The 25,213-nt window shown below is 64.8% G+C and carries 19 protein-coding genes and 1 tRNA gene; 11 read left to right on the top strand and 9 right to left on the bottom strand.

Annotation, left to right across the window (positions count from 1 at the left end):
• Positions 1-15 precede the first annotated feature (15 nt).
• The 4 genes from BT183_RS03870 to BT183_RS03855 all read left to right on the top strand — a co-directional run bounded on the left by BT183_RS03870 (position 16) and on the right by BT183_RS03855 (position 3,627).
• Positions 16-1,158 carry a sterol desaturase family protein gene (locus tag BT183_RS03870; protein ID WP_072339182.1) on the top strand — a complete coding sequence of 381 codons (1,143 nt, stop codon included), beginning with the start codon at positions 16-18 and terminating at the stop codon, positions 1,156-1,158.
• A 67-nt stretch (positions 1,159-1,225) separates the two neighbouring features.
• Positions 1,226-2,557, top strand: a complete 1,332-nt coding sequence (locus BT183_RS03865) for a glycosyltransferase (protein ID WP_084603230.1) — start codon at positions 1,226-1,228, stop codon at positions 2,555-2,557.
• Positions 2,554-2,976: an HIT family protein gene (locus BT183_RS03860; protein WP_143145651.1), complete on the top strand. Its 423-nt coding sequence runs from the start codon at positions 2,554-2,556 to the stop codon at positions 2,974-2,976. The genes BT183_RS03865 and BT183_RS03860 overlap by 4 nt, the downstream gene beginning before the upstream one ends.
• A 3-nt stretch (positions 2,977-2,979) precedes the next feature.
• Complete coding sequence (locus BT183_RS03855; protein ID WP_072339176.1) at positions 2,980-3,627, top strand: YoaK family protein; 648 nt, start codon at positions 2,980-2,982, stop codon at positions 3,625-3,627.
• A gap of 9 nt (positions 3,628-3,636) precedes the next feature.
• Here BT183_RS03855 and BT183_RS03850 read toward each other — a convergent pair whose 3' ends face one another.
• Positions 3,637-3,912, bottom strand: a complete 276-nt coding sequence (locus BT183_RS03850; RefSeq protein ID WP_072339174.1) for a hypothetical protein — start codon at positions 3,910-3,912, stop codon at positions 3,637-3,639.
• 96 nt (positions 3,913-4,008) lie between these two features.
• Entirely contained in the window at positions 4,009-5,583 is a 1,575-nt protein-coding gene (locus BT183_RS03845; RefSeq protein WP_072339172.1) for a D-alanyl-D-alanine carboxypeptidase, read from the bottom strand.
• Between the two features lie 395 nt (positions 5,584-5,978).
• Between BT183_RS03845 and clpS the strand changes: the two genes are divergently transcribed.
• Positions 5,979-6,335, top strand: coding sequence for an ATP-dependent Clp protease adapter ClpS (clpS, locus tag BT183_RS03840; protein WP_072341483.1), 357 nt, complete (start codon positions 5,979-5,981; stop codon positions 6,333-6,335).
• Between the two features lie 9 nt (positions 6,336-6,344).
• Positions 6,345-8,693, top strand: coding sequence for an ATP-dependent Clp protease ATP-binding subunit ClpA (clpA, locus tag BT183_RS03835; protein ID WP_072339170.1), 2,349 nt, complete (start codon positions 6,345-6,347; stop codon positions 8,691-8,693).
• Positions 8,694-8,757: 64 nt separating this feature from the next.
• Here the strand turns inward: clpA and BT183_RS03830 are convergent, their stop codons facing one another.
• Entirely contained in the window at positions 8,758-9,981 is a 1,224-nt protein-coding gene (locus BT183_RS03830) for an AI-2E family transporter (RefSeq protein WP_177282385.1), read from the bottom strand.
• Between the two features lie 146 nt (positions 9,982-10,127).
• On the opposite strand from BT183_RS03830, the gene BT183_RS03825 reads away from it, so the two are divergent.
• The 4 genes from BT183_RS03825 to BT183_RS03810 all read left to right on the top strand — a co-directional run bounded on the left by BT183_RS03825 (position 10,128) and on the right by BT183_RS03810 (position 13,704).
• A complete protein-coding gene (locus BT183_RS03825) occupies positions 10,128-10,745 on the top strand; it encodes a LysE family translocator (protein WP_072339166.1) in 618 nt (205 codons plus the stop codon).
• Positions 10,746-10,821: 76 nt separating this feature from the next.
• Positions 10,822-13,101, top strand: a complete 2,280-nt coding sequence (locus BT183_RS03820) for a heavy metal translocating P-type ATPase (protein WP_072339164.1) — start codon at positions 10,822-10,824, stop codon at positions 13,099-13,101.
• Positions 13,098-13,505 (top strand): Cu(I)-responsive transcriptional regulator, encoded by a 408-nt coding sequence (cueR, locus tag BT183_RS03815; protein WP_072339163.1) that lies wholly within the window; start codon positions 13,098-13,100, stop codon positions 13,503-13,505. The genes BT183_RS03820 and cueR overlap by 4 nt, the downstream gene beginning before the upstream one ends.
• Positions 13,495-13,704, top strand: a complete 210-nt coding sequence (locus BT183_RS03810; protein WP_072339161.1) for a heavy-metal-associated domain-containing protein — start codon at positions 13,495-13,497, stop codon at positions 13,702-13,704. Before cueR ends, BT183_RS03810 begins: the two co-directional genes overlap by 11 nt.
• A gap of 14 nt (positions 13,705-13,718) precedes the next feature.
• Here BT183_RS03810 and BT183_RS03805 read toward each other — a convergent pair whose 3' ends face one another.
• The 6 genes from BT183_RS03805 to BT183_RS03780 form a co-directional block, all read right to left on the bottom strand.
• Positions 13,719-15,146 (bottom strand): phosphohexomutase domain-containing protein, encoded by a 1,428-nt coding sequence (locus tag BT183_RS03805; protein WP_072341480.1) that lies wholly within the window; start codon positions 15,144-15,146, stop codon positions 13,719-13,721.
• Between the two features lie 192 nt (positions 15,147-15,338).
• On the bottom strand, positions 15,339-17,828 hold the full coding sequence (locus tag BT183_RS03800; protein ID WP_072339159.1) for a PAS domain-containing protein: 2,490 nt from the start codon (positions 17,826-17,828) through the stop codon (positions 15,339-15,341).
• 89 nt (positions 17,829-17,917) lie between these two features.
• Positions 17,918-19,087, bottom strand: a complete 1,170-nt coding sequence (locus BT183_RS03795; protein WP_072339157.1) for an EAL domain-containing protein — start codon at positions 19,085-19,087, stop codon at positions 17,918-17,920.
• Positions 19,088-19,134: 47 nt separating this feature from the next.
• Positions 19,135-20,526, bottom strand: coding sequence for a hypothetical protein (locus BT183_RS03790; protein ID WP_072339155.1), 1,392 nt, complete (start codon positions 20,524-20,526; stop codon positions 19,135-19,137).
• A gap of 17 nt (positions 20,527-20,543) precedes the next feature.
• Complete coding sequence (locus BT183_RS03785) at positions 20,544-21,728, bottom strand: EAL domain-containing response regulator (protein ID WP_072339153.1); 1,185 nt, start codon at positions 21,726-21,728, stop codon at positions 20,544-20,546.
• A 200-nt stretch (positions 21,729-21,928) separates the two neighbouring features.
• Positions 21,929-24,745 (bottom strand): ATP-binding protein, encoded by a 2,817-nt coding sequence (locus tag BT183_RS03780; RefSeq protein ID WP_084603225.1) that lies wholly within the window; start codon positions 24,743-24,745, stop codon positions 21,929-21,931.
• Between the two features lie 218 nt (positions 24,746-24,963).
• Between BT183_RS03780 and BT183_RS03775 the strand changes: the two genes are divergently transcribed.
• A tRNA-Ile gene (locus BT183_RS03775) sits at positions 24,964-25,039 on the top strand.
• The last annotated feature ends 174 nt before the right edge of the window (positions 25,040-25,213 follow it).

Genomic DNA, 25,213 nt, shown 5'->3' with positions numbered 1-25,213 from the left:
CTACGGAGTTTAAGCATGGAATTAGTCTGGCAGATCGGCGTCTTCATCGTTCAGGCAGCGGTGGTTTTTCTCGCCTCCACCTTGCTGTTCGACGGGCTGCATTATCTGCTGCACCGCTGGCAGCACTCGCCCAACAGGCTGTTGCGTACCTTCAGCCGCTGGCATTGGGTGCACCACAAGTTCCTGACGCCGGAGATGAAGATCGATCCGGCCTATCGGATGCAGAATATCTGGCTGCATGTGCTGCCCGAATACGGCACCTCGATGCTGGGCACGCTGTTGTTCTTTTTCGTCATGCCGTGGGAGCCGGTCGCGGCAGTAGCTGTCATCCGCACCATCATGGTCATCTGGGTGGTGTGGGAAGAAGGCATGGATTTCAACCACATGCAGATGGATCGGGTCAGCGGCCGTTTCGGCCTGTGGTGGGTAGGCAAGTCCTACCACGCCATGCACCACATCTTTCCCAACGCCTTCTATTCCTCGTTCATCAACATCTTCGACGTCATCTTCGCCAAGGGCTGCCAGATCGAGGGGCGCCGCTTCGTGATCACCGGCGCTTCGGGCGCGTTCGGATCGGCGATGAAATCGCGGCTCGAACGCCTCGGGGGTATTGTCGAGACCGCCAAGTCCGGCGTCGATTTCTCGGCCGGCGACTATGAGCGGATGCGCGAGAAGCTCGAGCGGGCCGATGTGCTGATCCTGTCGCACGGCGCCAAGAGCGATGATTGCTGGAATGCCAATTACACCACCTTCGTCGATCTCATCGAGATGTTCCGCACCATCGGCAAGGACCGCCTGACGCCGCCAGAAGTCTGGGGCCTCGGGTCCGAAGTCGAGCTTCATGGCGACATGGGGATGGCAGAGCTTAGGGACTATTCGACCTCCAAGCGCGCCTTCGCCGTGAAGGCGCGCCAGTATGACATCGACCCTGACATCCTTTATCGCCACATCGTGCCTTCGGCGTTCACCTCTGCCATGGGCAAGGGTCTGATGTCGGCGGAAACGGCCGTATCCATTGCACTTTTCTTCATCCGTCGCGGATTTACCTACGTGCCGGTGACATTGACGACGCTGGCCTATTGGAACTACATCCGGTTCCGGCTACTCAAGCCGGAGAATGCGGCAGGCCCCGATCAGCCTCAGGCGGCCGGCAGCTGACCGCAGCGTGGGCGGTTGAGGTGGTGCAGCCTTGCACCACAGCGCCGCCGTGGGAGCGTTGAACGGCATGACACGACGCGTGGCGATAGCAGCGATCGGAACGATGGGCGATGTCGCGCCCTTCGTGGCCCTTTCGCTGGCCCTTCAGAAGCGCGGCTTTTCCGTCGTTCTCGGCACATCCGCCGATTTTGAGGAGTTCGTGGAAGGGCACGGCGTGGAGTTCCACAGCCTGGGCTCCAATATCCAGAACTTCCTGCGCATGAGCCAGTTCGAGAGCGTCATGTCGCGCAGCAGCCTGCTGCACATGCCGGTGCTGCTGCGTGAAGGCCAGAAGATCCTCAAGCAGGCCAATCGTGAAGTGTGGACGCTGGCCCAGGGGGCCGACGCCATCGTCTTCCACATGAACACCACCTTCGCCATCGACGTGGCCGAGGTGCTCGACATTCCCGCCATCATGACGGCGCTGCAACCGCTCAATCCGACCGGCGAGTTTCCCTACTGCGCCTATGAGGGCCCGCCGCTGGAGCCTCTGTTCAGCCGCACGCGCCTCGATCCGATCCTCAACAAGCTCTCCTACGTCGTGCAGAGCGCGCAGCAGACCTATAACGACTTTCCGCGCGATCGCCTTCGCCGCAAGCTGCTCGGATTGAAGCGGCCGGCGCGCGGTGGGTTCACCCACAATTCGCATGGGCAACTGCTTCCGGCGCTGCATGCCTATTCGGCTGCGATCTCCCCGGCCCCGGCCGATTGGCCCGAAACGACCACGGTCACGGGCTTCTGGCGGCTGGAGGACCAGACCGGCTGGGAACCCCCCGACGATTTTCGCGCCTTCCTCGAGCGCGGTCCGGCACCGATCTATCTCGGTTTCGGCTCGATGCCGTGGGGCGCCCAGCGCAATACCGAGATCATCACCAAGGCCCTGTCGATCTGGGGCGGGCGGGCCGTGATCAGCCAGGGCTGGGGCGGGCTCAAGCTCGACGAACTGCCGCCGACCGTCTATGCCATCGCTCGCGCACCGCACACCAAGCTCTTCAACCACGTCAAGGCGGTCGTCCACCATGGTGGCGCGGGAACCACCTATGCCGGGCTTTATGCCGGCCGCCCGACGTTCGTTGTGCCGCAGTTCTTCGATCAGCCTTATTGGGGCCAGCGCGTCTACGACCTGGGCTGCGGGCCGAGGCCGGTTAGGCTGCGCAAGCTGACGCCGGCCATTCTCGCCCAGGCGCTCGAGGATCTCGATACCGAGACCAGCTTTGCGGCTGCGGCCATGGCGCTGCGGGAAAAGCTGCTGCTCGAGGATGGCACCGGTCGCGCCGTGGACGTCATCGAGGAAACCATCGCGGATTACGTGCCGCTTCGATCCAACGCGGCCGCGGCCGCCCTTCGGAACAGCGCCTGATGACCTACGATCCCCAGAATATCTTCGGCCGCATCCTGCGCGGCGAACTGCCCTGCCATCGCGTGCATGAAGATGAGACGGCGCTTGCAATGCTGGATATCTTTCCGCAATCGCGCGGCCATCTGCTGGTCATACCCAAGGCGCCGTCGCGAAACCTGCTCGATGCCGATCCGGAGACGCTGGGCGCCGTCATGCCCCTCGTGCAGCGGCTGGCACGCGCCGTGCTCAAGGCGACCGGGGCCGACGGTATCAGGCTAGCCCAGTTCAACGAAGCGCCAGCGGGGCAGACGGTCTTTCACCTGCACTTCCATCTGATCCCGGTCTATGAGGGCGTCGAGCTCGGCCGGCATGGCGGCGGCAAGGCCGATGATGGCGAGCTTGCCGAACTGGCCACCGCGATCTCCAGGGCGCTGGACTGACCCATGACACCGCAACGGCGCCTGATGCTGGGCCTGTTGCTGACTGCCTGCGCCGGGTTCATCGATGTGGTCGGGTTCATCGAGCTCGGCGGTTATTTCACCTCGTTCATGAGCGGCAACACCACGCAGCTGGGCGCCGCAATCGGAGGCATGGAACAGCTGGTCGCCCTGCCCGCAGGGCTGGTGGCGATGTTCTTTGGCGGCAGTTTCATCGGCGCCTTTCTCGGCTATCGGTCGCGCCGCTGGGGCCCCAGCATGGTGCTCGCCTTCGTCATCGCGACGCTTGGCGTGGCTCTTGCGCTCCGTGCGGCCGGTTGGCCGGCGGCGCAGGCCATGATGGTTCTGGCCGCAGGCGCAGGGGCCCAGAACGCCACACTGCCATTCAGCGGCAGTGGCGCCCGGCTTGGCGCGACCTTCGTCACGGGCACGCTCTTTGCCGCCGGGCAGGATCTGGCTGCCGCCATTTTGGGCAAGGCGCCCCCCTGGCGCTGGCTCCAGCAGCTTCAGGTGTGGACCGCCCTGCTCGTTGGCGGCCTCGCAGGAGCCCTGCTCTATGGCCGGTTCGGGCTCGAAGCGATTCTCGCCCCCGGCCTCATCTATCTCGTGATGATGATCGGCTTTGCCCTCAAGAGCCCCGCCGGCCAATCGTAGAACGAGGCCTCACGCCCCGGGCAGCCGCAGATGGACGGCACGACGGCCATTGGGCGCAAAGACATCGAGGTCAATCACCACCGGCTCGGCCGCCATGCGTCGCGTGCGGGCCGAGAGTGTCATCACCACGGCCAGCAATTCGCTGACCGTACGGCGGGGACCGCCATTCTCGATCCGCGCCGTGAGGCCCTTGAGGGCGCGACGACGGGCTGCGGTATCCTTTTGGGTGAGAGCCGACCGGCCCTCGAAGCTGGCCAGATCGCTGAGGCCATTCAATTCGCTCATTTGGGCTACTCCAGACACATGCCACAAACGTGCTTCCCTATGGTGAGCCGCCCTGCCCCGCCGCCACACGCGCGACGGAGACGGGCCTGCCGAGTTCTAGCTCTGCATGGCGAGACAGCTCATCTTTGCCTTCTTGAGTTCATTGCACATGGTGTTGGCCGCATCCCGGCCGTCGAAGCCGCCGAAGCGGGCGCGATAGAACACCTGGCCGTTCTTTTCGAACCGCTCGATATAGGACTGGCGTGAACCGAGCCCGCCGACCTTGGAGGCTGCATCGCTGATCAGCGAATTGGCACCCGACTCGCTCGGAGCCGCACCGATCTGCACGATCCAGCCACCCGACTGCGGCGCGGCGGCGGCGGAGTGGGCCGCCACCTGCTGGATGACGGGCTGATCGGGCTGACGGGCGGCGACCGAAGAGCTGCCGCTGGTCATCAGGTCGACCGGCTGGCCATCGGCGCCAACCCCGACCGGGGGCAGCAGCGGGGCGGAGGGGCGGGTCTGCCCGAGCGCAGCCGGCGGCGCGCCGAGCGAGAAGGTCTCGCTGAGCCATGCGCCGATCACATCCAGAGGCCGGTCCTCCTGCACGCCACCGAGCGCACTGGCCGCTGCCACGGCATTGGGCACGCCGATATCAGCGGGCGCCGCGGGACGGGCTGCGGGCACCGGGCCACCGATGGAGGCGACGGCGATATTGTCGGTGGTGATGGTCACGGGCTGCGGCGCAGCCGTGGGCGCAGGAGCGGACGCGGCAACGACGGCAGAGGCCAGCCGGAAACTCGGACGCGGCGCGGGCACGACCATGGTGGGCTGGGCAACGGCAACGCGGGTGGTCCCTGCACCACGGCCCGGCTTCGGGATCATCGCGGTCTGCAGGTAATCCCCCTGACGCGCCTTGGGCAGATAGGAGCGGACGAGCTCGCGCACCTTGCTGTCGCGGGCCGACGAGGTGTTGAAGCCGAAGCCGACCACCACGATGTGGCGATTGCTGGAGCGCGCGGCGGTCAGCAGGTTGAAGCCCGAGGCGTTGATATAGCCGGTCTTGATGCCATCGACGCCGTTGGAGCCGAGCAGTCGGTTGTGATTGCCATAGGTGCGCTTGCCGAAGCTGAAGCTGCGCGTCTGGAAATATTCGTAATATTTCGGGAAATGCTGGTAGACGGCGATGCCGAGGATAACCTGATCGCGCGCCGTAGTCTTCTGCCCGCTATCGGGCAGGCCGGATGCGTTGCGATAGGTGGTCTTGCTCATCCCGAGGCCCTTGGCCGTCTCGGTCATGCGACGGGCGAAGGCGCTTTCGGAGCCCGAGATGTGCTCGGCGATGACGCGGGCCATGTCGTTGGCCGAAAGCGTCACGAGCGACTTGATGGCGTCCTCGACCGAAATCGTCGCCCCGGCCTTGAGCCCGAGCTTGGTCGGCACCGCCGAGGCGGCGTGCTTGGAGACCGTCATCTTGTCTGAGAGCTTGACGTTGCCCGCCTGCAATTCCTGGAACAGGACATACAGGGTCATGACCTTGGTCACCGACGCGGGATAGCGGGTCGCGTCGGCGTCGCTCTCGTAGAGAACCTTGCCGGTCTTTGCATCGACCACGATGCCCGCATATTTGCGCAGGTTCTGCGCCGCTGCAGGCTGGGCGAAGGTCGCCATGGCCAGGACCGCGACGAACATCGCGACCAGGGCCCGCGCGAAAGCACCGCGCCTTGAGGAAAAAGCCGTGTGGAAACCCACCCCGTTACTCCAACTCTTGAAACTCGGGTCGTTGACTCACCCGTTACACATCGATCGTCGCCTGCTGCCGCTTCCCCAAGACCAGCAGAAGGCGCCTTACGCACGCTCAACCTAAGGGCCGCCGATTACCATTCGGTAAAATGCCCGCTAAATTGATGGCACGGCCGGGGCAGGAAAATGGCGCCCCGGGCCCGAGGGAAAGATTGAACGACGGGGCCTTAACAGCAGGGGAATTTTGCCTACATAATGGCCTCGGCTCGCTGCTTAGCGAAGGGTTCAAACTCAGGTTGAATATGATGCTTCCCCACGCGGCCACGCCGGACCACGCACCGGTGATGCGCCTTGTGTCCGGCCCGGACGAACCGGGTCGCGGAGGGAATGGCGGTGACCACTCCGATCGCGAAACCGGCACGGTTACCAAGGTTCGCCCCAAGACCAAACGTCCCAGTCTCTACCGCGTCCTGCTGCTCAACGACGACTATACCCCGATGGAATTCGTCGTGATGGTGCTGCAGGATGTGTTCAACAAATCGCGTGAAGACGCGATGGCGATCATGCTGCATGTTCACACCCAAGGGGTGGGCGAGTGCGGCGTGTATCCCTACGAGGTTGCCGAGACCAAGGTGACCCGCGTCATGGATGCTGCCCGAAAGAACCAGCATCCGCTTCAGTGCGTAATGGAAAAGCAATAGGAAGCTGCCATGCCTTCATTTTCCCGCGGCTTGGAGAAGGCCCTCCACCAGGCCATGAATTATGCCCGGCAGCGCGCGCACGAATTTGCCACGCTCGAGCATCTGCTTCTCGCCCTGACCGAAGACCGCGATACCATCGCGGTGCTGACCGGTTGCGATGTCGATATCGAAGCGCTCAAGGGTGATCTCGAGGATTTCATCAACGAGGAGCTCGACAGCCTCGTCGTGCCAAACGGGCAGGATGCGCGCCCCACCGCTGCGTTCCAGCGGGTCATCCAGCGCGCAGTGATCCACGTCCAGTCGTCCGGCAAGGAAGAAGTGACGGGTGCCAATGTGCTCGTCGCGATCTTTGCCGAGCGCGAAAGCCACGCCGCTTATTTCCTCGAACAGCAGGATATGAGCCGGCTCGACGCCGTCAACTTCATCGCCCACGGCATCACCAAGTCGGGGCCCACCGAGGAGCGCAGAGTGCGTGGTAGCGAACCGGGCGCGAACGGGCATGAGGAGGGCGAGCGCGGTGGCAACCAGACATCGGCCCTCGCCGATTTCTGCGTCAATCTCAACGAGAAGGCCCGCGCGGGCAAGATCGATCCGCTGATCGGTCGCGACCCCGAGCTGCGCCGCACCATCCAGGTGCTGTGCCGCCGCTCCAAGAACAACCCGATCTATGTCGGCGATGCCGGCGTGGGCAAGACTGCGATCGCCGAAGGGCTGGCGCGCAAGATCATCGAAGGCGACGTGCCCGAGGTGCTCAACAATGCCGTGATCTATGCGCTCGACATGGGCGCATTGCTCGCCGGCACGCGCTATCGCGGCGATTTCGAGGAGCGCCTGAAATCGGTGATGAAGGAGCTCGAGAAGCTTCCCGACGCCGTGCTCTTCATCGACGAAATCCACACCATGATCGGCGCCGGCGCCACTTCCGGCGGCGCGCTCGATGCTTCGAACCTCCTCAAGCCCGCTTTGGCTTCGGGTGCCATCCGCTGCATCGGCTCGACGACCTACAAGGAATATCGCCAGTTCTTCGAAAAGGACCGGGCTCTCGTCCGGCGTTTCCAGAAGATCGACGTCAATGAGCCCTCGATCCCTGACGCGATCGAGATCGTGAAGGGTCTTCGCCCCTATTTCGAGACCTTCCACAAGCTCAAATATACCGACGATGCGCTCAAGGCGGCCGTCGAGCTGTCGGCGCGCTACATCAACGACCGCAAGCTGCCCGACAAGGCGATCGACGTGATCGACGAGACCGGCGCGAGCCAGATGCTGGTGCCTCCTGCAGATCGCAAGGAGATCATCGACGTCGAGGATATCGAGAACACCATCGCCTCGATGGCGCGCATCCCGCCCAAATCGGTCTCGAAATCCGATACCGAACTGCTGGCCGGGCTCGAGAACAGCCTGCGCACGGTGGTTTACGGGCAGGACATGGCCATCACGGCTCTGGCCTCGGCGATCAAGCTGGCACGTGCAGGGCTGCGCGAACCGGAAAAGCCGATCGGCTCCTACCTCTTCACCGGGCCGACCGGCGTGGGCAAGACCGAAGTGGCCAAGCAGCTCGCCGATACGCTCGGGGTGGAACTGCTGCGCTTCGACATGTCCGAATATATGGAGCGCCATACGGTCAGCCGGCTGATCGGCGCGCCTCCGGGCTATGTTGGGTTTGACCAGGGCGGATTGCTGACCGATGGCGTCGACCAGCACCCGCATTCGGTGGTGCTGCTCGACGAGATCGAGAAAGCCCATCCGGACCTGTTCAACATCCTGTTGCAGGTGATGGACCACGGCAAGCTGACCGACCACAACGGCAAGTCGGTCGATTTCCGCAATGTCATCCTGATCATGACCTCGAATGTGGGGGCCATGGAGCTGCAAAAATCGCCGATCGGCTTCGGGCGCAAGCGCGAACAGGGCGATGACGAGGAAGCGATCAACCGGATGTTCACGCCGGAATTCCGCAACCGGCTCGATGCGATCATTTCGTTCGGGCCCCTGCCCCCGGCCGTGGTGCGGCAGGTGGTGGAGAAGTTCGTGCTCCAGCTCGAAGGCCAGCTGGCCGAACGCGGCGTGACGATCAACCTGACCCCGGAAGCAGCCGAATGGCTGGCCTCGCGCGGATACGACGAAAAGATGGGTGCACGGCCGCTCGGCCGGGTCATCCAAGAATATGTCAAGAAGCCGCTGGCCGATCAGGTGCTGTTCGGAGAGCTTCAGAACGGTGGCACGGTGACCGTTGCGGTTGTCGGCGTTGGACCAGATGCCAAGCTCGAACTGATCGCGGCGCCGCCGCGCCCGGCGCGTCCCAAGGCCATCCCCGGCCCGAAGGCCAAGAAGTCGCCGAAGGCCGAAGAAAAGCACTGATTGCCGGCTGGCATCAGAAACGCAAAGGGGCCCAGCGGGCCCCTTTTCTTTATTGTCGGTCTATTCAGGGCAAGGCCGGTTCGCCGGCTTTGACCTCGGCTTCCGCCTCCCTCAGCTTGGCCTCAGCCGCCCGCTCGTCTTTGGTCGCCTCGCGATCGAGCAGCCTCGCATTCGCCTTGGGCTTGCGCACAGCCAGCGGCCGGGAGGGCAGGATGTGATGGACGATGGAGTAGAGGATCAGGAGCGAGGGAATGGCCACCACGCCCCCGACCGGTCCCCAGGCCCACAGCCAGAAGGCGAGCGAGAGAAAGATCATGAACGGGTTGAGCGTGATGGTGCGGCCCAGCACATGCGGGGTGATCAGCTGGCTCTCGATGAGGGTCACGACCCAGTAAGCGAATACGGGAATGACCGCCTGCTCGATACCAGTGCGGGTGCCGAGACCCACGGCGAACAGCAGCACCAGCATGGTGAACTGGCCCACGAAGGGAATGTAGTTGGCGACGAAGGCCAGCGCGCCCCAGAGCATGGGCGAAGGCACACCCAGCGCCCACATCACGAGGGTGGTAACGACGCCCACCCCGGCATTGATCATGGTGATCGAGAGGAGGAACTTCGAGACCTTCTGCTCGACATCCCGGAACACATGCGCGGTGCGCCAGCGCATGCGGCGCGTTACGCAGAGCGACAGCACCGAGATGCGAAAATCCGACCGCGTAGCCATGAAGAAATAGAGACTGGCAAGGAAGATGCCGATCTGCGCCAGCACCGCCGGAGCGAGGAAGGCGAGTTCGCGCACGGCGCTGCCGTCATCGGCCATGGTGACGGTGACCCCCTCGCCGCCACCGCCGATGGCCCCTTGAACCTGCTGCTGGATAGCCCCCAGAGCCTCCAGCGGCTGGCGCAGGGTGGTCAGCTCGGAACGCAGCTTTTCCCAGATCGCCGGGGCGCGCTCGATCCATTCGGAAAGGGGACCGGCAAAGAGAAAGCCGCCCGCGGCGATCAAGCCCAGCAGCAGCAGCACGACCACGCCGGCGGATAAAAACGGCGGCACTCCCCGCTTTTCCATCATGTCGGCGACCGGACCGAACATCAGCCCGATGACAATGGCCACCGAGACAGGCGCAAGGATCACCTGCCCTGTCTTCAGCGCGGCCAGCAGCACCACGAAGCCGATCAGCACCAGCGACAGCTGAGCGGCGTTGGCAAGGACGCGTTCGAAATTGGTGCTGGCCTGCATGCGCTCGAGACGCATCGCATGGGCCGGCGAGATGGTTCGCCTAAGCATGTGTGTAGACCTCCGGGTTGCGATCAACGCGTTAACCTTCACGGAGTTCCTCACGCAGCTGTGAGAGGCATTAGGACAGCATTGCTGACCATATTGCTTTTTGCCTTTGGCCCCCATAAGCTCCGCCCGCTTTTGGAGTTGCCCAGATGGATTTCGTCACCCTCGCCGCCTTCACGCTAGCCTATGCCATTGCCGTCATCGTGCCCGGGCCGGGTGTCGCAGCGGTGGTGGCGCGGGCGCTGGGCGGGGGCTTCAAGGCCGGCTTCTTCATGGTGCTGGGAATATTGGCCGGCGACCTCATCTATCTGGTTTTCGCCGTGTTCGGGCTGGCTGCCGTGGCCACCTGGTTCGGGCAGGCCTTTACCCTCATCCGCTGGGCGGGCGCGGCCTATCTGCTCTATATCGCCTGGACGTTCTGGAGTGCGCGGCCCGGCAAGGAACAGATCGGCGCGCGTGCTCCCGAGACGCCTCTGCGGACATTTCTCTCGGGCTTTGCGCTGACGCTGGGCAATCCAAAGACCATCGTGTTCTATCTGGCGCTGCTGCCGACCCTGCTGCCGCTCGACCGGCCCGTAACCGCCCTCGCCTTCACCGAACTCGTCATCATAGTGACCGTGGTGCTGCTGGCGGTGGGCTGCGCCTATGCGGCTCTGGCTGCGGCGGCACGGGAGTTCTTCCGCAGCCCGAAGGCCTTGTCGCGACTCAACAAGTCGGCCGCGCTGATGATGGCGAGCGCGGCGGTTTTCATCGTCATAAGAGAATAGCCGGCGGCCCTCGTAGTGCCCCCTTGACCTTCCCATGATGGCAATCCCTACATGAGGTGGCGAAAGGGGAGTTGCCATGAACTCTGCCGTGACATCCGCCGCCACCCGCATCGATATCGATGTAAAGGGCATGACCTGTGCGTCCTGCGTGGGGCGCGTCGAGCGGGCCATCACCAAGCTGCCCGATGTCAGGTCCGCGTCCGTCAACCTGGCGACTGGGCGGGCCACTGTGATGGTCGACAATCGCGAGACCGCGGTCCCTGCCATAACCGCCGCCATCGAGGCAGCCGGCTATGAGGCCGTGCCGCACGAGCAGCGGGCTGCTTCCGGTGCGGCTCATGACCATCGGCACGAGGACGAAGATTCCGGCCTCCTGCGCGATCTCTCGATCGCAGCCGCGCTGACGCTGCCGCTTTTCATGCTCGAAATGGGCAGCCATCTCGTTCCCGGCATGCATCACTGGCTGCTGGGGCTCGTGCCTCAAGCGACGCTGAACATCGCCTACTTCGCCCTTGCCACGGCAGTGCTGTTCGGCCCCGGATTTCGATTTCTCGCCAAGGGCATACCGGCGCTGCTGCGCGGCGCGCCGGAGATGAACGCACTGGTCGCGATCGGCACGCTCGCGGCTTGGTCCTATTCCAGCATCGCGACGTTCTTGCCGACGCTGCTGCCGGCTGGCCAGGGCGGGGTGTATTTCGAGGCCGCGGCCGTCATTGTCACCCTGATCCTGCTCGGACGACTGCTCGAGGCACGTGCCCGGGGCCGTGCCGGCGAGGCCATCCGCGCCATTGCGCAGTTGCAGGCGCCGCGCGCGCGCCGCGTCGAGGCCGGCGTTGTGCTCGACATTCCCGCGGAGGCCATCGCCGTCGGCGACATCCTCGAAGTGCGGCCGGGCGATCGCGTGCCTGTCGACGGCACGATCATTTCGGGAGCCTCCCATATCGATGAATCGATGCTGACCGGCGAGCCGGTGCCCGTATCGCGCTCACCCGGCGACACCGCCATCGGCGGAAGCATCGCCACCAATGGCAGTTTCCGCTTTCGTGCCGAGCGGATCGGCGCCGATACCACGCTGGCGCAGATCATCCGGCTCGTGGAGGACGCGCAGGCCGACAAGCTGCCGATCCAGTTGCTCGTCGACAAGATCACCTACTGGTTCGTGCCGGCCGTGCTGGGCCTTTCGATCCTCACTCTGGGGGTGTGGCTGGTGCTGACTGGCGATGTCTCGCTGGCGATGACCCATGCGGTGGCCGTGCTGATCATAGCCTGCCCCTGTGCCATGGGACTGGCCACGCCGACATCGATCCTCGTGGGAAGCGGCCGGGCAGCGGCGCTGGGCGTGCTGTTCCGCCGTGGCGATGCCCTGCAGGGCCTTGGCGGTGTTCGCCACGTCGCATTCGACAAGACCGGCACAATGACCGTGGGACGCCCCGAACTCACCGGCATCGCGATGGCCGAGGGGTTCGATGAAGCCGACGCGCTGCGCCTGGCGGCCTCGGCGGAGCAGAACTCCGAGCACCCTCTGGGCGACGCGCTGGTGCGTGCGGCCAAGGTGCGCGGTCTGTCGCTCGCCCCTGCCGATAGCTTCGCCGCCACGGCGGGGCACGGGATTTCGGCACGTATAGACGGGCATGAGATTCTGGTCGGCGCCGCCCGACATCTTGCCGCCGAGGGCATTACCACGACTGCGCTCGCCGACGCCGCCGCCAAATTCTCCGGCATCGGGGCTTCGCCGGTCTATCTCGCCATAGACGGGCGCCTCGCCGCGCTCTTTGCCATATCCGACACGCTGAAGCCCAGCGCCGCCGCTGCCGTCAGGCAGTTGCGCGGACGGGGCATAGGCGTCACGATGATTACCGGCGACAATGCCCGCACCGCCGCCGCCATCGCCGAAACGCTGGGTATCGCCGATGTCAGAGCCGAGGTTCTGCCCGGCGACAAGGCCGATATCGTCAACGCCCTGCGCAGCGCCAATGGCCGGGTTGCCTTTGTCGGCGACGGCATCAACGATGCGCCGGCGCTGGCAGCGGCCGATATCGGCATCGCCATGGGAACCGGAACCGAAATCGCGATGGAGAGCGCCGACGTGGTGCTGGTCGGCGGTGATCCGATGGGGGTTCCCAAGGCCATCGCGCTTAGCCGGGCGACGACGCGCAACATCGCCGAGAACCTCATCTGGGCATTTGGATACAACGTGCTGCTGATCCCAGTGGCCGCCGGCCTGCTCTATCCGGCGTTCGGCCTTTCTCTGTCGCCCATGCTTGCAGCCGGCGCGATGGCGCTCTCGAGTGTGTTCGTGGTCGGCAACGCGCTGCGGCTGCGTGGCGTAAACATCGGCGGGGAGGCTGGGCGATGAATATCGGCGAAGCCTCTCGCGCATCGGGTGTCAGCGCCAAGATGATCCGCTATTACGAGTCCATCGGGCTCATCCGCGCGCCGCTGCGCACCGGCAACAACTACCGCGTCTACAGCACGGAGGACGTGCATCGGCTGCGCTTCATCCGGCGCGCGCGCGACCTCGGCTTTTCCATGCCGGAGACCGAGGCTTTGCTGGCACTCTGGCAGGATCGCACCCGATCCAGCGCCGATGTCAGAGCCATCGCCGTGCAGCATGTTGCCGATCTCGAAAAGCGCATCGCCGAGATGCAGGCGATGACCGATACCCTGCGCCACCTGGTGCATTGCTGTTCGGGCGATGATCGTCCGGACTGTCCGATCCTCAATGACCTCGCCAACCAAAGAGACCATCATGGCCACTGAACAGGCCCCTGCCCGCTTTCAGGTCAACGACATGACCTGCGGCCACTGCGTCGGCACCGTACGCAATGCTCTTGCCAAGGCCCTGCCCGACGCTGCGGTGGACATCGACCTCGAACACCACATCGTCAGCGTGTCAGGCGACGCAAGGATCGCCCGGACGGCCATCACGGACGCCGGTTACACCCCCGAGCCCGTCTGAGCGACGAGGAGGCTTCAGCGCGTGCCGCCGACCGCTTCGGCCGCGGCCTTGAGGCCCCAGTCAAGCAAAGTCCGGGCACGCTCCGGTGTCTTGGCTTCGACATAGCATCGCAGCTCCGGCGCGTTGCCGGAGGGGCGATAATGCACGATCTCGCCGCCCGAGAGCCGGAACCGCGGTCCATCGATGCTCGAGAGACCGACCGGCTTTCCCGCGCCGACGAAATAGGCGGCGGCGTAGCTCGTTTCCTTGGTGAGGCGACGGACGAACTCCGCGGCCTTATCGATATTGACGTCCTGGATCCTGTCGCTCAGCGCATGGCTGAGGCCGACGGCATCGGTGAGATCGGCAAGCCCGCACCGGCTTTGCGCCGCAATGCTCAAGGCCGCCAGGATTGGCAGAACCGCGTCGCGGGTGGGAAGAGCGGCCAGCGTCACGCCATTGACGGTCACCGTGTCGCCCAGCAGCACTCCTCCATTGGCCTCGAAGCCGACGATGACGCCCTCGCTGCCGGCACGTGCACCCTCCATGCCCGTGATCACATAGGGCGAACCCACCCGGGTGCGGCGGACATTGGCAACGCCGCCCTTGGTTTCGATTGCCGAATTCGATGTCACGGGGGTGACGATGGATTGGGCGCCAACGAGCCGCGCCGTCAGCAGGCCGAGCAGATCGCCGCGTAGGAAGCCGCCCTTGCCATCGATGACCAGAGGCCGATCGGCATCGCCATCGGTGGAGACGATGCCGTCGAGCCGGTAGGAATCGATCCAGCGCTGACGAGCACTGAACAGGGGATCCTGGGTGGCCTCGGTGTCCACGGCCACAAAGCTCTCGGCCCTGCCCAGCCGCAAAACCTCGGCACCGGCTCGGGTGAGCAGCGACACCAGGATATCGCGGGCGACTGACGAGTGCTCGAAGACGCCGATGCGCCAGCCATTGAGCAGACCCGGCGGCAGCAATCCGAGATAGCGCCGCCTGTAACGATCGCCGGCCTGGGCAAAGGCATCGCGCGGTATGGCGGGCGGAAAGGGCCCGCCGGCCTTGGGCAGCGCGGCAAGGATGCCTGCCTCGTCGGCCTTGGTGATCTCACCGCGCGGGGTATAGAATTTCAGCCCGTTACGATCCGCCGGGATATGGCTGCCGGTGATCATTATTGAGGGCGCATCATTGGCCATGGCATGCAGTGCCAGCGCCGGTGTCGGCAACGTACCGATGTCCACCGGCGTCAAGCCAACGCCCGCGATCGCTGCGGCGACATCGGCGGCGATGGCGGGACTGCTGGCGCGCAGATCGCGCGCGATGAACACCTCACCCGAGCCGACCTTGCCGACTTCGCGCAGATAGAGCAGGAATGCTGCCGTGTATCTCTGGGCCGAGCCGTCGAGCAGCTCGCCCGCGAGCCCTCGCAGGCCGCTGGTGCCAAATTTGAGCTTGTCGCTCACGATATCCCCCTGTCGCGCCGGCAGTGTTGCCACAATGCCACGCATGCAGGCAAGGTCCTTTACTGCCTATCTCAAGGCATTGTTAACCGGGCGACACAGCATTCGTTCCATGGGGGCCGAGCGCGGTAAAAGCACACCGTCGCCGCGGATCGACTGGCTCGGTTGAGGGCAAAGACGCTGCGGAACCGGTCGGGCCTAGCCCTGCTCCATGACCTGCTTGACCTTGGCGGCCAGATCGGCACGGCGATAGGGCTTTTGCAGAAGGTGAACGCCGGGATCGAGACGGCCCTGATGGACGATGGCGTTCTCGGTATAGCCGGAGGTGAACAGAACAGGCAGGTCCGGATGGATCTGCTGTACCGCTTCGGCCAGCTGCCTGCCGCTCATGCCCCCGGGCATCACCACATCGGTGAACAGCAGGTCGAAGGTCGCGCCCTGTTGAAAGAGGTCGAGCGCCGCGCGCGCATTGGCGACGCTGGTGACCTCGTAACCGAGCCCGCTCAACTGGTCGCAGACATGCTCGCGGACGAGGCTGTCATCCTCGACCAGCAGGATGCGGCCCGACCCTCGCACGGACCGCGCAGGCGGGCTCGGCGCCTCGAGCCCCGTTGCCCCGCGATGGGCGCGCGGCAGGTAGAGCTTTACGCTCGTGCCCTCTCCGACCTCGGAATAGATCTTCACATGGCCACGCGACTGCTTGACGAAGCCATGCACCATGCTGAGCCCCAGCCCGCTGCCCCGGCCCATCTCCTTGGTTGTGAAGAACGGATCGAACGCCCGCTCGGCGATTTTGGCTGGCATTCCCACACCGGTATCGGACACGGCGATCAGCACATACTGGCCGGGCGACACCTCGTCGTGCATGGCTGCATAGGCATCGTCGAGATGGGCATTGGCCAGTTCGATGGTCAGCAGTCCGCCATCGGGCATGGCGTCACGCGCGTTGATGCAGAGATTGAGGATTGCACTTTCCAGTTGCGGCCCATCCACCATCGCCGCCCACAGGCCGCCACCGCGAACGATCTCGATCTCGACATGTTCGCCCAGCGTGCGCCGCAGTAGCCCGTCGAGTCCTGAGACCAGCCGATTGACATCCGTGGGCTTGGGGTCGAGCGCCTGCTTTCGCGCAAAGGCCAACAGGCTTCCCGTCAGTTCCGCGCCGCGCTCGGCCGCCATGCGCGTGATGCCGGCCAGCGCACCCAGCTGCGGGTCATCGGCCAAAGCCTCACCGAGCATTTCGGCATTGCCGAGAATGACGGTCAGCAGATTGTTGAAATCATGGGCGATGCCGCCGGTGAGCTGCCCCATCGCCTCCATGCGCTGCGAGCGCAGCACCGCCTCCTGCAGCGCCTGCTCGTTGGTGATGTCCACCATGCTGCCGACCATGCGCGTCGCAAGTCCGCGCGCATCACGGACCACGGCTCCACGATCGCGAACCTGGGCAACCGATCCATCGGCCCTGATGAGGCGATATTCGCCGATCCACGACGAGCGCTTGGACGCAACAAACGCCCGCAGGTCGGCATCGACCCGCTCCCTGTCGTCCGGATGGATGCGCAGAAGCCACGATTCGATGCCGAGTTCGGGCTCTGCGGGCTCATAGCCGAAATGGCTCGACAGCCCCTCGCCGAACCAGAGACGGCCGCGCGCGATGTCCCAGTCCCACACCACATCGGCGGCGACCCGCGCCACCATCCGGAACCGTTCCTCGCTGTCGCGAAGGGCCAGGTCCTGAGTAATGCGCTCGATCGCATTGCCGGCGACGCGACCCAGCCGTTCGATCAGCGCCAGATCTATGGGGTCGGGCTCGCGCGCATCGGGGTAGTAAACCGCGAGACTGCCGATCACCCGGCCATTGCGCCCGAAGATCGGATCGGACCTGCAGGCATGCAGCCCATGGTCGAGCGCCAGGCGTCGATAAGGCACCCAGAGAGGGTCCGTCGCGATATCCGTGGCGATGACCCGCGATTTGCGATGCATGGCCGTGCCGCAGGATCCGGCAACCGGTCCGATGGGGAGCCCGTCGATGGCGGCGCTGAAAGTTTGCGGCAGGTTCGGTGCCGCGCCGACGCTCAGATAGCGTTCGCCATCATTGAGCAGCAGGATCGAGGAGCGCCCCTTTGGCGAGAGGCTGTCGATCGCACGGGTGATCTTTTCGAGGATCGGCTGAAGCCCGGCGCCCGCGGCGACCATATCGATCACGGCGCTCTCGGTGGCGTGCGCCAACTCACGGACCTTGCGCAGGGTGATGTCGCGCTCGATGGCGATCCAGTGCGTCGGCCGGCCGTTCTCACCGATGATGGGCGAGATATCGAGGTCCAACCAGACTTCGCTTCCCGCGCGCGTGTAGTTGATGACCTGTGCCGTCACCGGCTCGCCGGCCTCCAGAGCCCTGCGAATACGATCGAGCTCGCTGCGCTGCGTGCGCCCACCCTGCATGAAGCGCGGGGTGCGGCCAATGACGTCTTCGGGCGCGTAACCCATGATGCGGGTGAAGGCGGGGTTCACGAAGACAATCCGCGGCCCCTCCCCCTCTTGGGTGGGCGCCTCAGTGATGACGACCATATCCTTCAGTCGCGCGACGGCTTGCGACAGCAGTTGCAGGCTCTTGCCATCAAATGGGAGGTCGACGCCTGTGCCGCCCATCTCGTCGTTATCCTCTGGATCAACCGACTTGCGAATCATGTCTGCGCGCCGGAGCAATCCGTAGCGCCGAGAAGCGTAACGGGAAGTTTACCATCCCGCCATCATTGCCCACGTGCTCTGCCGCTACATCAGGCCGCAGCGCCCATCCAGGCAAGGGCAGCCGGGGGCAGCATCGGCCGCGAAATGAAATAGCCCTGCGCCAGATCGCAGCCTGCGGACCGCAGGAGCGTCAAAGTTTCGAGCGTTTCGACGCCTTCGGCAACCGTACGCAGGCCGAGGGCGCGTGCCGCAGCGACGGTCGCGACGATCAGCCGGCGCGTCTCCTCGCTGCCCGTAGCCGCCCCGATGGTCTGACGATCAAGCTTCACGTCGTCGATGGGCAGCCGGACGAGCTGCCCCAGGCTCATCTCCGAAACATCGAAATCATCGAGTGCGAACCGCACGCCATGCGAGCGCATGCGCGCCATGGCGGCGAGCGAGGCTTCTCCGAGGTGACCGGGTTGCGCCTGTACTTCGAGCGTAAGGCGGCTCGGCGACACCTCATGGCGATCGCAGTGATGCAGCACGCGCTCGCAGAGATCGGGCTCGGCCAGCGACCCCATCGAGAGATTGACGGACATGGTGGCGCCGGCGGCGCGCGAACGGGCAAGCCAGCCCAGGCTTTCCCCCAGCACGAAGTCGGTGACCGATTCCTGCAAGCCCAGTCGCTCGGCCTGTTCGATGAACTGCGCCGCGCTCAAAGCCCCCAGTTCGGGATGATGCCAGCGCAGGAGAGCTTCGAAGCCATCGAGACGCCCATCGCAGCACCCGATGCGCGGATGCAGCACGATGAAGAGCTGGCCATCGGTGAGGGCAGCGGCGAGGTCCACATCCCGCAAACTGAGGCCGGACCCTGGCGCGAGCCCCGCTTCGGCAGCGGCGGGCGGCATGCCCTGCAACGACAGGAACCCGTCGATCGCGTCAACATCGGTTCGCGCGACGCAGCCCCCGATGACGGCCAGCCCCAATTCAAAGGCCAGACGCTCGAGCCGGTCGGCGCGCTCCGGATCGCATTTTCCTACCAGCATGACCATCGCGGCCGATGCGGCCTGCGCCACGGACTGAAGGACGGTCTCGGGATCGCCGCCATCGATGTCGACAGCGATGTGGCTGGGCGCCACGCGCGCAAGAGACGCCAGGTCGCCGGCCTCCATGCCCAGCCAGTCCAGCCCAAGCGGGTTGGCCCGTTCGCCCACCACCGCCAGCGAACCGGGCCGCGATTCGATCAGTACCAGCCGGTCGGAGACGGTGTCGTACACGGGGATCTCTCCTGAAGAAGACGGCAAAAATGTCGGCATTGCGGGCGTTACCATCGGCGGGCCGCGCGGGTCGTGCCGGCGGCGGCGCGCAGTTGCGGCGGCGATACTGCCGCCACGCGCGGCACATCGGACCCTGCGTGCACGGCCGGGCCATCGACGCAGGTGAAGCCGGCATCGCAGGCAGCAAGGGCGGCGCCGATGGAGTTGGCGCCATGCGCGAGGGTGCTGAGCCGCGACGCATTGGCCGTCGAGACGAATTCGCGCAGGCGCGGCAGCAATCGCGGATCGGCGCTGTTCGCCCCCGCCAGATTGCAGGACAAGGCCCAGATGCCGTCGATGCCAAGCAGCGCGCCGCGCGCTTCGAGGCTCTGCACATCCACTGCCAGCCACTTCACATGCGGGCGCAGGCGCTCCACGATGGTGGTGAGATGAGCCTTGGTCGCAGTGGCCGGCACGCCGGAAATCTCGAGGCCCACGAGGCGCTGATAGGCCGGGGGCAGCATGTCGAGCAGGCGCACATACTCATCCTGCGTCGCCCGCACCGCCAGCGTCGAATAGTTCACCGGGATCAGCACGATCACGCCGCGACGGCTCTTGAGAGCCTTGTGCAGCGCCGTCAGGGCCTTGGTGAACACGATATAATCGAGTTCGGCCAGGGTCTGGGTGACCTGCTTGGCATCGGCGAGGGCCTGGAACTGCTCGAGCGTCGCGCATCCGGCCGTCGTTTCGAGCACGGCGCGATTGTAGATCGTCACGCGGCTGCGGGCATGGATGGCAGGCACGAAGATCAGGTTGAAATTGGTGACCAGCGAGGCGCGGTAGCGCTTGGCGACCTGCTGGGCTTCGTGACGCATGTCGCCGAGCGACCCGTGCAGCGCCTCGATCAGGCTCGTCGCGGAACCCCGCGCCAGTCTCTCGGGGGAAACCTCGGCGATGAACGGTTCGACCTTGAGGGCTGTTGCAAGCTCGGGAAAATCGCGCAGGATGGCGGCACGGATGCGCTGGGAAATATCCTCACCGGCCGCGCGCGCCTCCGTCACGCCCAGATCAGCGAAGCAGACGATGAACCCGACATCGCCATTGCGCCGGTAGAAATCCGCTGGGCGCAGCGCCTGGGAGAGCTCGTGATCGGCGCTCGCCATGATCGCATCGGCGAGCACTGGCCAGCGATCGCCTAGGGCAGCGCGAATGTCATCGAGCCCGAGCATCTCGACGGCGCCGGCGACAACCGCGGCACCGGCCGCGCGCGCGGCGCTGCTCAGTTGCGCCAGTCGCAGGTCGAAATCCTGCGGCTGCTCCACGCGCTGGGTTTGAGGCTCGTCCCCTTCCGGTTGCGGCTCGGAGGCAAGCCGTGCCGGTATGGCGATATCCTCGCCAGCCCGATCCGGTTCGCCGGCGCCGCGCAATCGCCCCAGGAAGGCCCGCAACTCGTCCAGCATCGCCCCTCCTGTCTGCCTCAGGCCGGATGCCGCTTTAAATCGCCGCTGCCCGGCCGATTGAAGGCGTCGACGAGGCTGGTGCGGAAGGCATCGAACGGCACGGGCCGGGCAAAATAATAGCCCTGCGCCTCGTCGAACTGGCAATCGCGGATAACCGCCAGATCCTCGGCGCTTTCGACGCCCTCGGCAACCGAGCGCACATGGAAGCTGTGGGCGAGCGCAGAAGCCGCACGGCACACGGCCCGCTTGCGCAGATCGCTGCCGGCGCCCGTCACGAAGCTGCGGTCGAGCTTGAGTTCGGCGAATGGCAGCTCGCGAAACCGGGAAAACGACGAATAGCCGGAGCCGAAATCATCGATCGAAAGCTCGACATTGTGCAGCTTGAGTTGGGTGGCAACCTCATGGGCGGCCAGAATGTCGCTCACCACTTCGTCTTCGGTGACCTCGATGATCAGGCCCGGATGCGCGAACGGATTGGGCCAGGCATCGCGGATCATGTCGACGAAGGTCGACTTCTGCATGAGCGCGATGGAGGCATTGATCGAGAATTTGACGCCCTGGGCGAAGATCGGAAGATCGCGGTGGTGGCGCGATGCCGTTTCGATCACGAACTGCGTCATGTCTTCATAGGCGGTGCTGCCGGATGCGGGCACGAAGGATACGGGCGGGATGATGCCAAGCTCGGGATGCCGCATCCGGATCAGCGCCTCGGCACCGACCACCTTCCCGGTCGGAACGCAGATCTTGGGCTGGTACCAGAGCTCGAGCCAGCCCTGGGCCAGGGCATGGGCGACGTTGACGCGCCGGGTGGGCTGGGCATCGAGAACCGCGAGGCCTCCGGCCTCGGGTTCGGTCGCCTCTGATAGGACCCGGGCGAGGTCGGCGGATCTGACAGGCTTGCGCAGTGGCGACATCATCCGCAAGCCGCGGCGCGCGCCCATGGCCCGGACATTGTCGAGCGTCTGCGGGTCGATGCCGCTCACGAGCAGAACGAGACCCGAAAAATTCTGCAATGCCAGATGATTGAGAACCTGCACTGCATCGGATCGTCCCAGCGAGAGATCGAGCACGACCAGATCGGGCGTGAGGTCCCTGAGCTGATCGAACACCCTCTCATCCGGAACAACCCCGTGTGCATCGAGCCCGAGGCGGGCCGTCATCTGCACGAGCGTCTCACGGACCCAGGGGTCGTCGTCGATCACAACAACCCTCTGACCCGGTCCGATTCCCCCAACCGGCTCCATGGCGCAATCCCCCGATCGCCGTTCGTCCGATTTCAGACGCCGCATTACTTTAGCAGGCATGCCAGCTCCAACCGTCCAGAGGGATGTGGATACGGGAATACCTTTATGCCTTGGTTAAAGTGACCCTGCGTTTTCGCCCTGTGCTTTTGAGGCAGGGTTCATTCGTCGAGAACTGCACGCACCTTTTTCGCGATGTCTGCCTTGCGAAAGGGTTTGCCCAGAAGATGCACGCCCTGATCCAGCCGGCCATGATGAACGATGGCGTTTTCAGTGTAGCCCGACATGAAGAGCACCTTGATGCCCTCCTGTAGCGCCTGGGCTGCTTCCGAAATCTGGCGCCCGGTGAGGCCACCACCGAGCACGACGTCGACAAGAAGGAGATCGAAAACCTCCTGCCCGTCGAGTGCGGCGAGAGCCCCCGTGCCATCCTCCACTACCACCACGTGATAGCCGAGGCCGGTGAGAATGTTCACAGCGTGATGGCGCACGAGAGCCTCGTCTTCGACGACGAGAATGCGTTCGCTGCCCGTCGGAACCGCCACCGCTTCCGGCAGTTGCCTCGCCTCCACGCCTTCCACACGCGCCCGGGGAAGATAGATCCGCACCGTCGTGCCCATGGCGGGCTCGCTATAGATGCTGATATGTCCCTTGGACTGCTTGACGAAGCCATAGGCCATCGAAAGACCAAGCCCGGTGCCGAGGCCCGCCGGCTTGGTGGTGAAAAACGGTTCGAACACCCTCTCCAGTACATCGGGCGTCATGCCCGATCCCGTATCGGTCACCGAGATGCAGATATAATGGCCTTCGGCCACCTCGAGCCGGCTGCCGGCATAGTCCCGATCGAGATAGGCCATGCTCGTCTCGATCGTCAGCTTGCCGCCCTCGGGCATGGCATGCAGGGCATTGATCGCCAGGTTGAGCAGCGCGCTTTCGAGCTGCCCCGCATCGACCATGGCCCGATCGATGGCCTTGTCGAGAATGAAGACAATGTCGATGGCGTCGCCCATGGTGCGCTGCACCAGCGGCTCGAGCTGGCCGAGGAGGCCATTGATATCGACAGCGCGGGGGTCGAGCGCCTGCTTGCGGGAGAACGCGAGAAGGCGCTGCGTCAGCTCAGCGGCCCGCTCCGCCGCCTTGAGGGCCATGCGCAGCTGGCTGGTCGCGGGATCGCGCTCGCTACGGTCTTCGAGCAGGTCGTCGATATTGCCGATGATCACCGTGAGCAGATTGTTGAAGTCATGCGCCACCCCGCCCGTCAATTGACCGACGGCCTCCATGCGCTGCGACTGGCGCAACTGCGCCTCGGTGTCCTTTTGCGCCGTGACGTCACGCAGCATGGCCGTCATCCCCAATTCCTGGGGGAATGCGTTGACGGAAAACCACAGAGCCTCGGGTGCGTAATAGAATTCGAACGTCGCCCGCTCGCGCGCCGCCGCGGCGCGCCTGAGCTCATCCTCGAACGGGGTTCCGAGCAGCCCCGGGAACAGCTGCCAGACCAAACGACCCATCAGGCGGTCCGCCCCCCTCTGCGTGAGGGCGAGCGTGGCGGGATTGGCATAGATGATGTGCCAGCGCGAATCGAAGGCGACGACGGCGTCGGTGAGGGTTGAGTAGATCGCATCGAGAGCGCCGCGCGCCCGGTCCGCCTCCTCGCTTTCGGCTTCCGCGCGCTGCAGTGCCTCGTTGATGCGCATCGCGGCCTCGAGCCGCTCCAGCACGAGGCCGGTCAATGCGCCAAGCTGGCGGAGCGCCCAAACAAGATCGGCATCCTCCTGCCCGCGGCCGGACGTGACAGCCTCGATGAGGCCCACCTCCTTGCCATCCGGCTTCACGATCGGCGCGCTGACGATGCCGCCGCCTCCGCTCAGTGGTGGCGTGGTCTCGGAACCGTGGGTCGAAAACAGCAGGGCTCTCGCACGCCGATGCGGCACGATGGCGAGAAGCACGGCATCGAGCCTTGCCATCAGCGTTGCAGGCCCCTCGGAAGCGACGAGCATCGCCGTTGCCTCCGCCAGAGCGCGCAGCGTCGACTGGCGCTCGCTGGCAAGCTTTTCCCGCGCGCGATAACTGCGATCGAGAAATATCGTGCCCAGCCCGATGGCGACGAGCACGAAGCTGGCAAGAATGATCTCGACGATCGCCAGCAGCGTCCAGCTCGCCAGCCTGTCCGCCTCCGAAAGACCGACATAGGCCACCAGCGAGAATTCCGGCACTCGCGTATAGGCAGAAATCCGGCGTTCGCCATCGATGAGGGCTTCGGCGAGATAGAGGCCATCATCCGCCGTCCTCAGCCGCTCGAACAGGGGGCCGTTCGAGAGATCCTGCCCGGGAACCGTCTCGTCATAAGGCGTGCGCGTCAAGGCTATGCCCTGTGCGGTGACCAGCCCCGACGTATCGCGATCGCCTGGCACCAGCGAGCGCTGGAACGCATGCAGCTGCTCGATCGAGATGACCGCCACAACCACGCCGACCCGCTGATCGTCCTGTTCGATGGCGCGGGTCATGGACGTCACCCAGCGTCCCTGGGCCGGCCCGGCGAGGTCCCTGCGCGGCGCGCTCAGCGTGTGGTCGTTGACCGCTGCGCCGGACCAGAACTCGGGCGGGGCCAGTTCAGAGAGCGAATTGATCCAGTCGCCGCCCGAACTGGCGATCACCTTGCCGTCGACGTCCGCGACGACATAGGCCAGCACGTTGCTCAACACATCCCGCCGTGTCTCGAGTCCGCCCCGCAAGAGGCGGGACGACGCGATGTCCTCACTTGAGGCCGACATCTCGCGCGCGATGCCAAGCAGCGACAGATCGATGCTGGTCAGTGTCTGGACGACATGTTCGACGAGAGCGCCGCGCAGGTTGAGCGCCTCGCGTTCGGCGACATGGATGGTTTCGGAGCGCAGAGCCGTGAGGTGGAAAGCCAGGCCCGCGATCACCACCGCGCCCACAAGCAGCGCCACGACACCATAGGACCGTCTGACCATCGGACTTGCCGCCTACCAGGACGTTGTGCCTCGCCGACGCAAGCCGAGGGCTGATTCTGCCGCGAAACGAGAGTGCACTGCGCGCAAAGACCTCTCAACTGCCGCGCAATGCATTTTGATGGTTTGAGGCGCTTTCCAACACCTTCCATTGCAGCCCCCTTGTCTTGATCGCCGGGCGCCACTGGGCTAATCACCGATGCGCATCGCGCCCTGAGGATGGGCCTGTAGCTCAATGGTTAGAGCCGACCGCTCATAACGGTCTGGTTGCAGGTTCGAGTCCTGCCGGGCCCACCATCCTCCTCTCTCCATAGCGGCTTTTGCACCGACTCTTGGAAGGCGGGTCTCTTTGCGCCATGCCAGTCTCGCGATGCGCGGTTGTCTCGAAAAGCAATGCTCCTCGGCTCGGCAAGATGAGGCGGCCGTGCCTCGCGCTCGGCCAAACAACTGGGCTAATGTTCATCCAGTGCA

Origin of the sequence: Devosia enhydra (assembly GCF_900119845.1) — a bacterium.
Classification (GTDB): Bacteria; Pseudomonadota; Alphaproteobacteria; order Rhizobiales; family Devosiaceae; genus FPKU01.
This window is presented reverse-complemented; position numbering and strand designations above follow the sequence as displayed.

Excerpts from the sequence above, each read along its gene's own strand:
- BT183_RS03780 (WP_084603225.1), bottom strand. The coding sequence starts at position 24,745 with ATGGTCAGACGGTCCTATGGTGTCGTGGCGCTGCTTGTGGGCGCGGTG.
- cueR (WP_072339163.1), top strand. The coding sequence starts at position 13,098 with ATGAATATCGGCGAAGCCTCTCGCGCATCGGGTGTCAGCGCCAAGATG.
- BT183_RS03820 (WP_072339164.1), top strand. The coding sequence starts at position 10,822 with ATGAACTCTGCCGTGACATCCGCCGCCACCCGCATCGATATCGATGTA.
- BT183_RS03845 (WP_072339172.1), bottom strand. The coding sequence starts at position 5,583 with ATGTTCGTCGCGGTCCTGGCCATGGCGACCTTCGCCCAGCCTGCAGCG.
- BT183_RS03870 (WP_072339182.1), top strand. The coding sequence starts at position 16 with ATGGAATTAGTCTGGCAGATCGGCGTCTTCATCGTTCAGGCAGCGGTG.
- BT183_RS03825 (WP_072339166.1), top strand. The coding sequence starts at position 10,128 with ATGGATTTCGTCACCCTCGCCGCCTTCACGCTAGCCTATGCCATTGCC.
- BT183_RS03790 (WP_072339155.1), bottom strand. The coding sequence starts at position 20,526 with ATGCTGGACGAGTTGCGGGCCTTCCTGGGGCGATTGCGCGGCGCCGGC.
- BT183_RS03810 (WP_072339161.1), top strand. The coding sequence starts at position 13,495 with ATGGCCACTGAACAGGCCCCTGCCCGCTTTCAGGTCAACGACATGACC.
- clpA (WP_072339170.1), top strand. The coding sequence starts at position 6,345 with ATGCCTTCATTTTCCCGCGGCTTGGAGAAGGCCCTCCACCAGGCCATG.
- BT183_RS03830 (WP_177282385.1), bottom strand. The coding sequence starts at position 9,981 with ATGCTTAGGCGAACCATCTCGCCGGCCCATGCGATGCGTCTCGAGCGC.
- BT183_RS03850 (WP_072339174.1), bottom strand. The coding sequence starts at position 3,912 with ATGAGCGAATTGAATGGCCTCAGCGATCTGGCCAGCTTCGAGGGCCGG.
- clpS (WP_072341483.1), top strand. The coding sequence starts at position 5,979 with ATGCGCCTTGTGTCCGGCCCGGACGAACCGGGTCGCGGAGGGAATGGC.
- BT183_RS03855 (WP_072339176.1), top strand. The coding sequence starts at position 2,980 with ATGACACCGCAACGGCGCCTGATGCTGGGCCTGTTGCTGACTGCCTGC.
- BT183_RS03865 (WP_084603230.1), top strand. The coding sequence starts at position 1,226 with ATGACACGACGCGTGGCGATAGCAGCGATCGGAACGATGGGCGATGTC.
- BT183_RS03800 (WP_072339159.1), bottom strand. The coding sequence starts at position 17,828 with ATGATTCGCAAGTCGGTTGATCCAGAGGATAACGACGAGATGGGCGGC.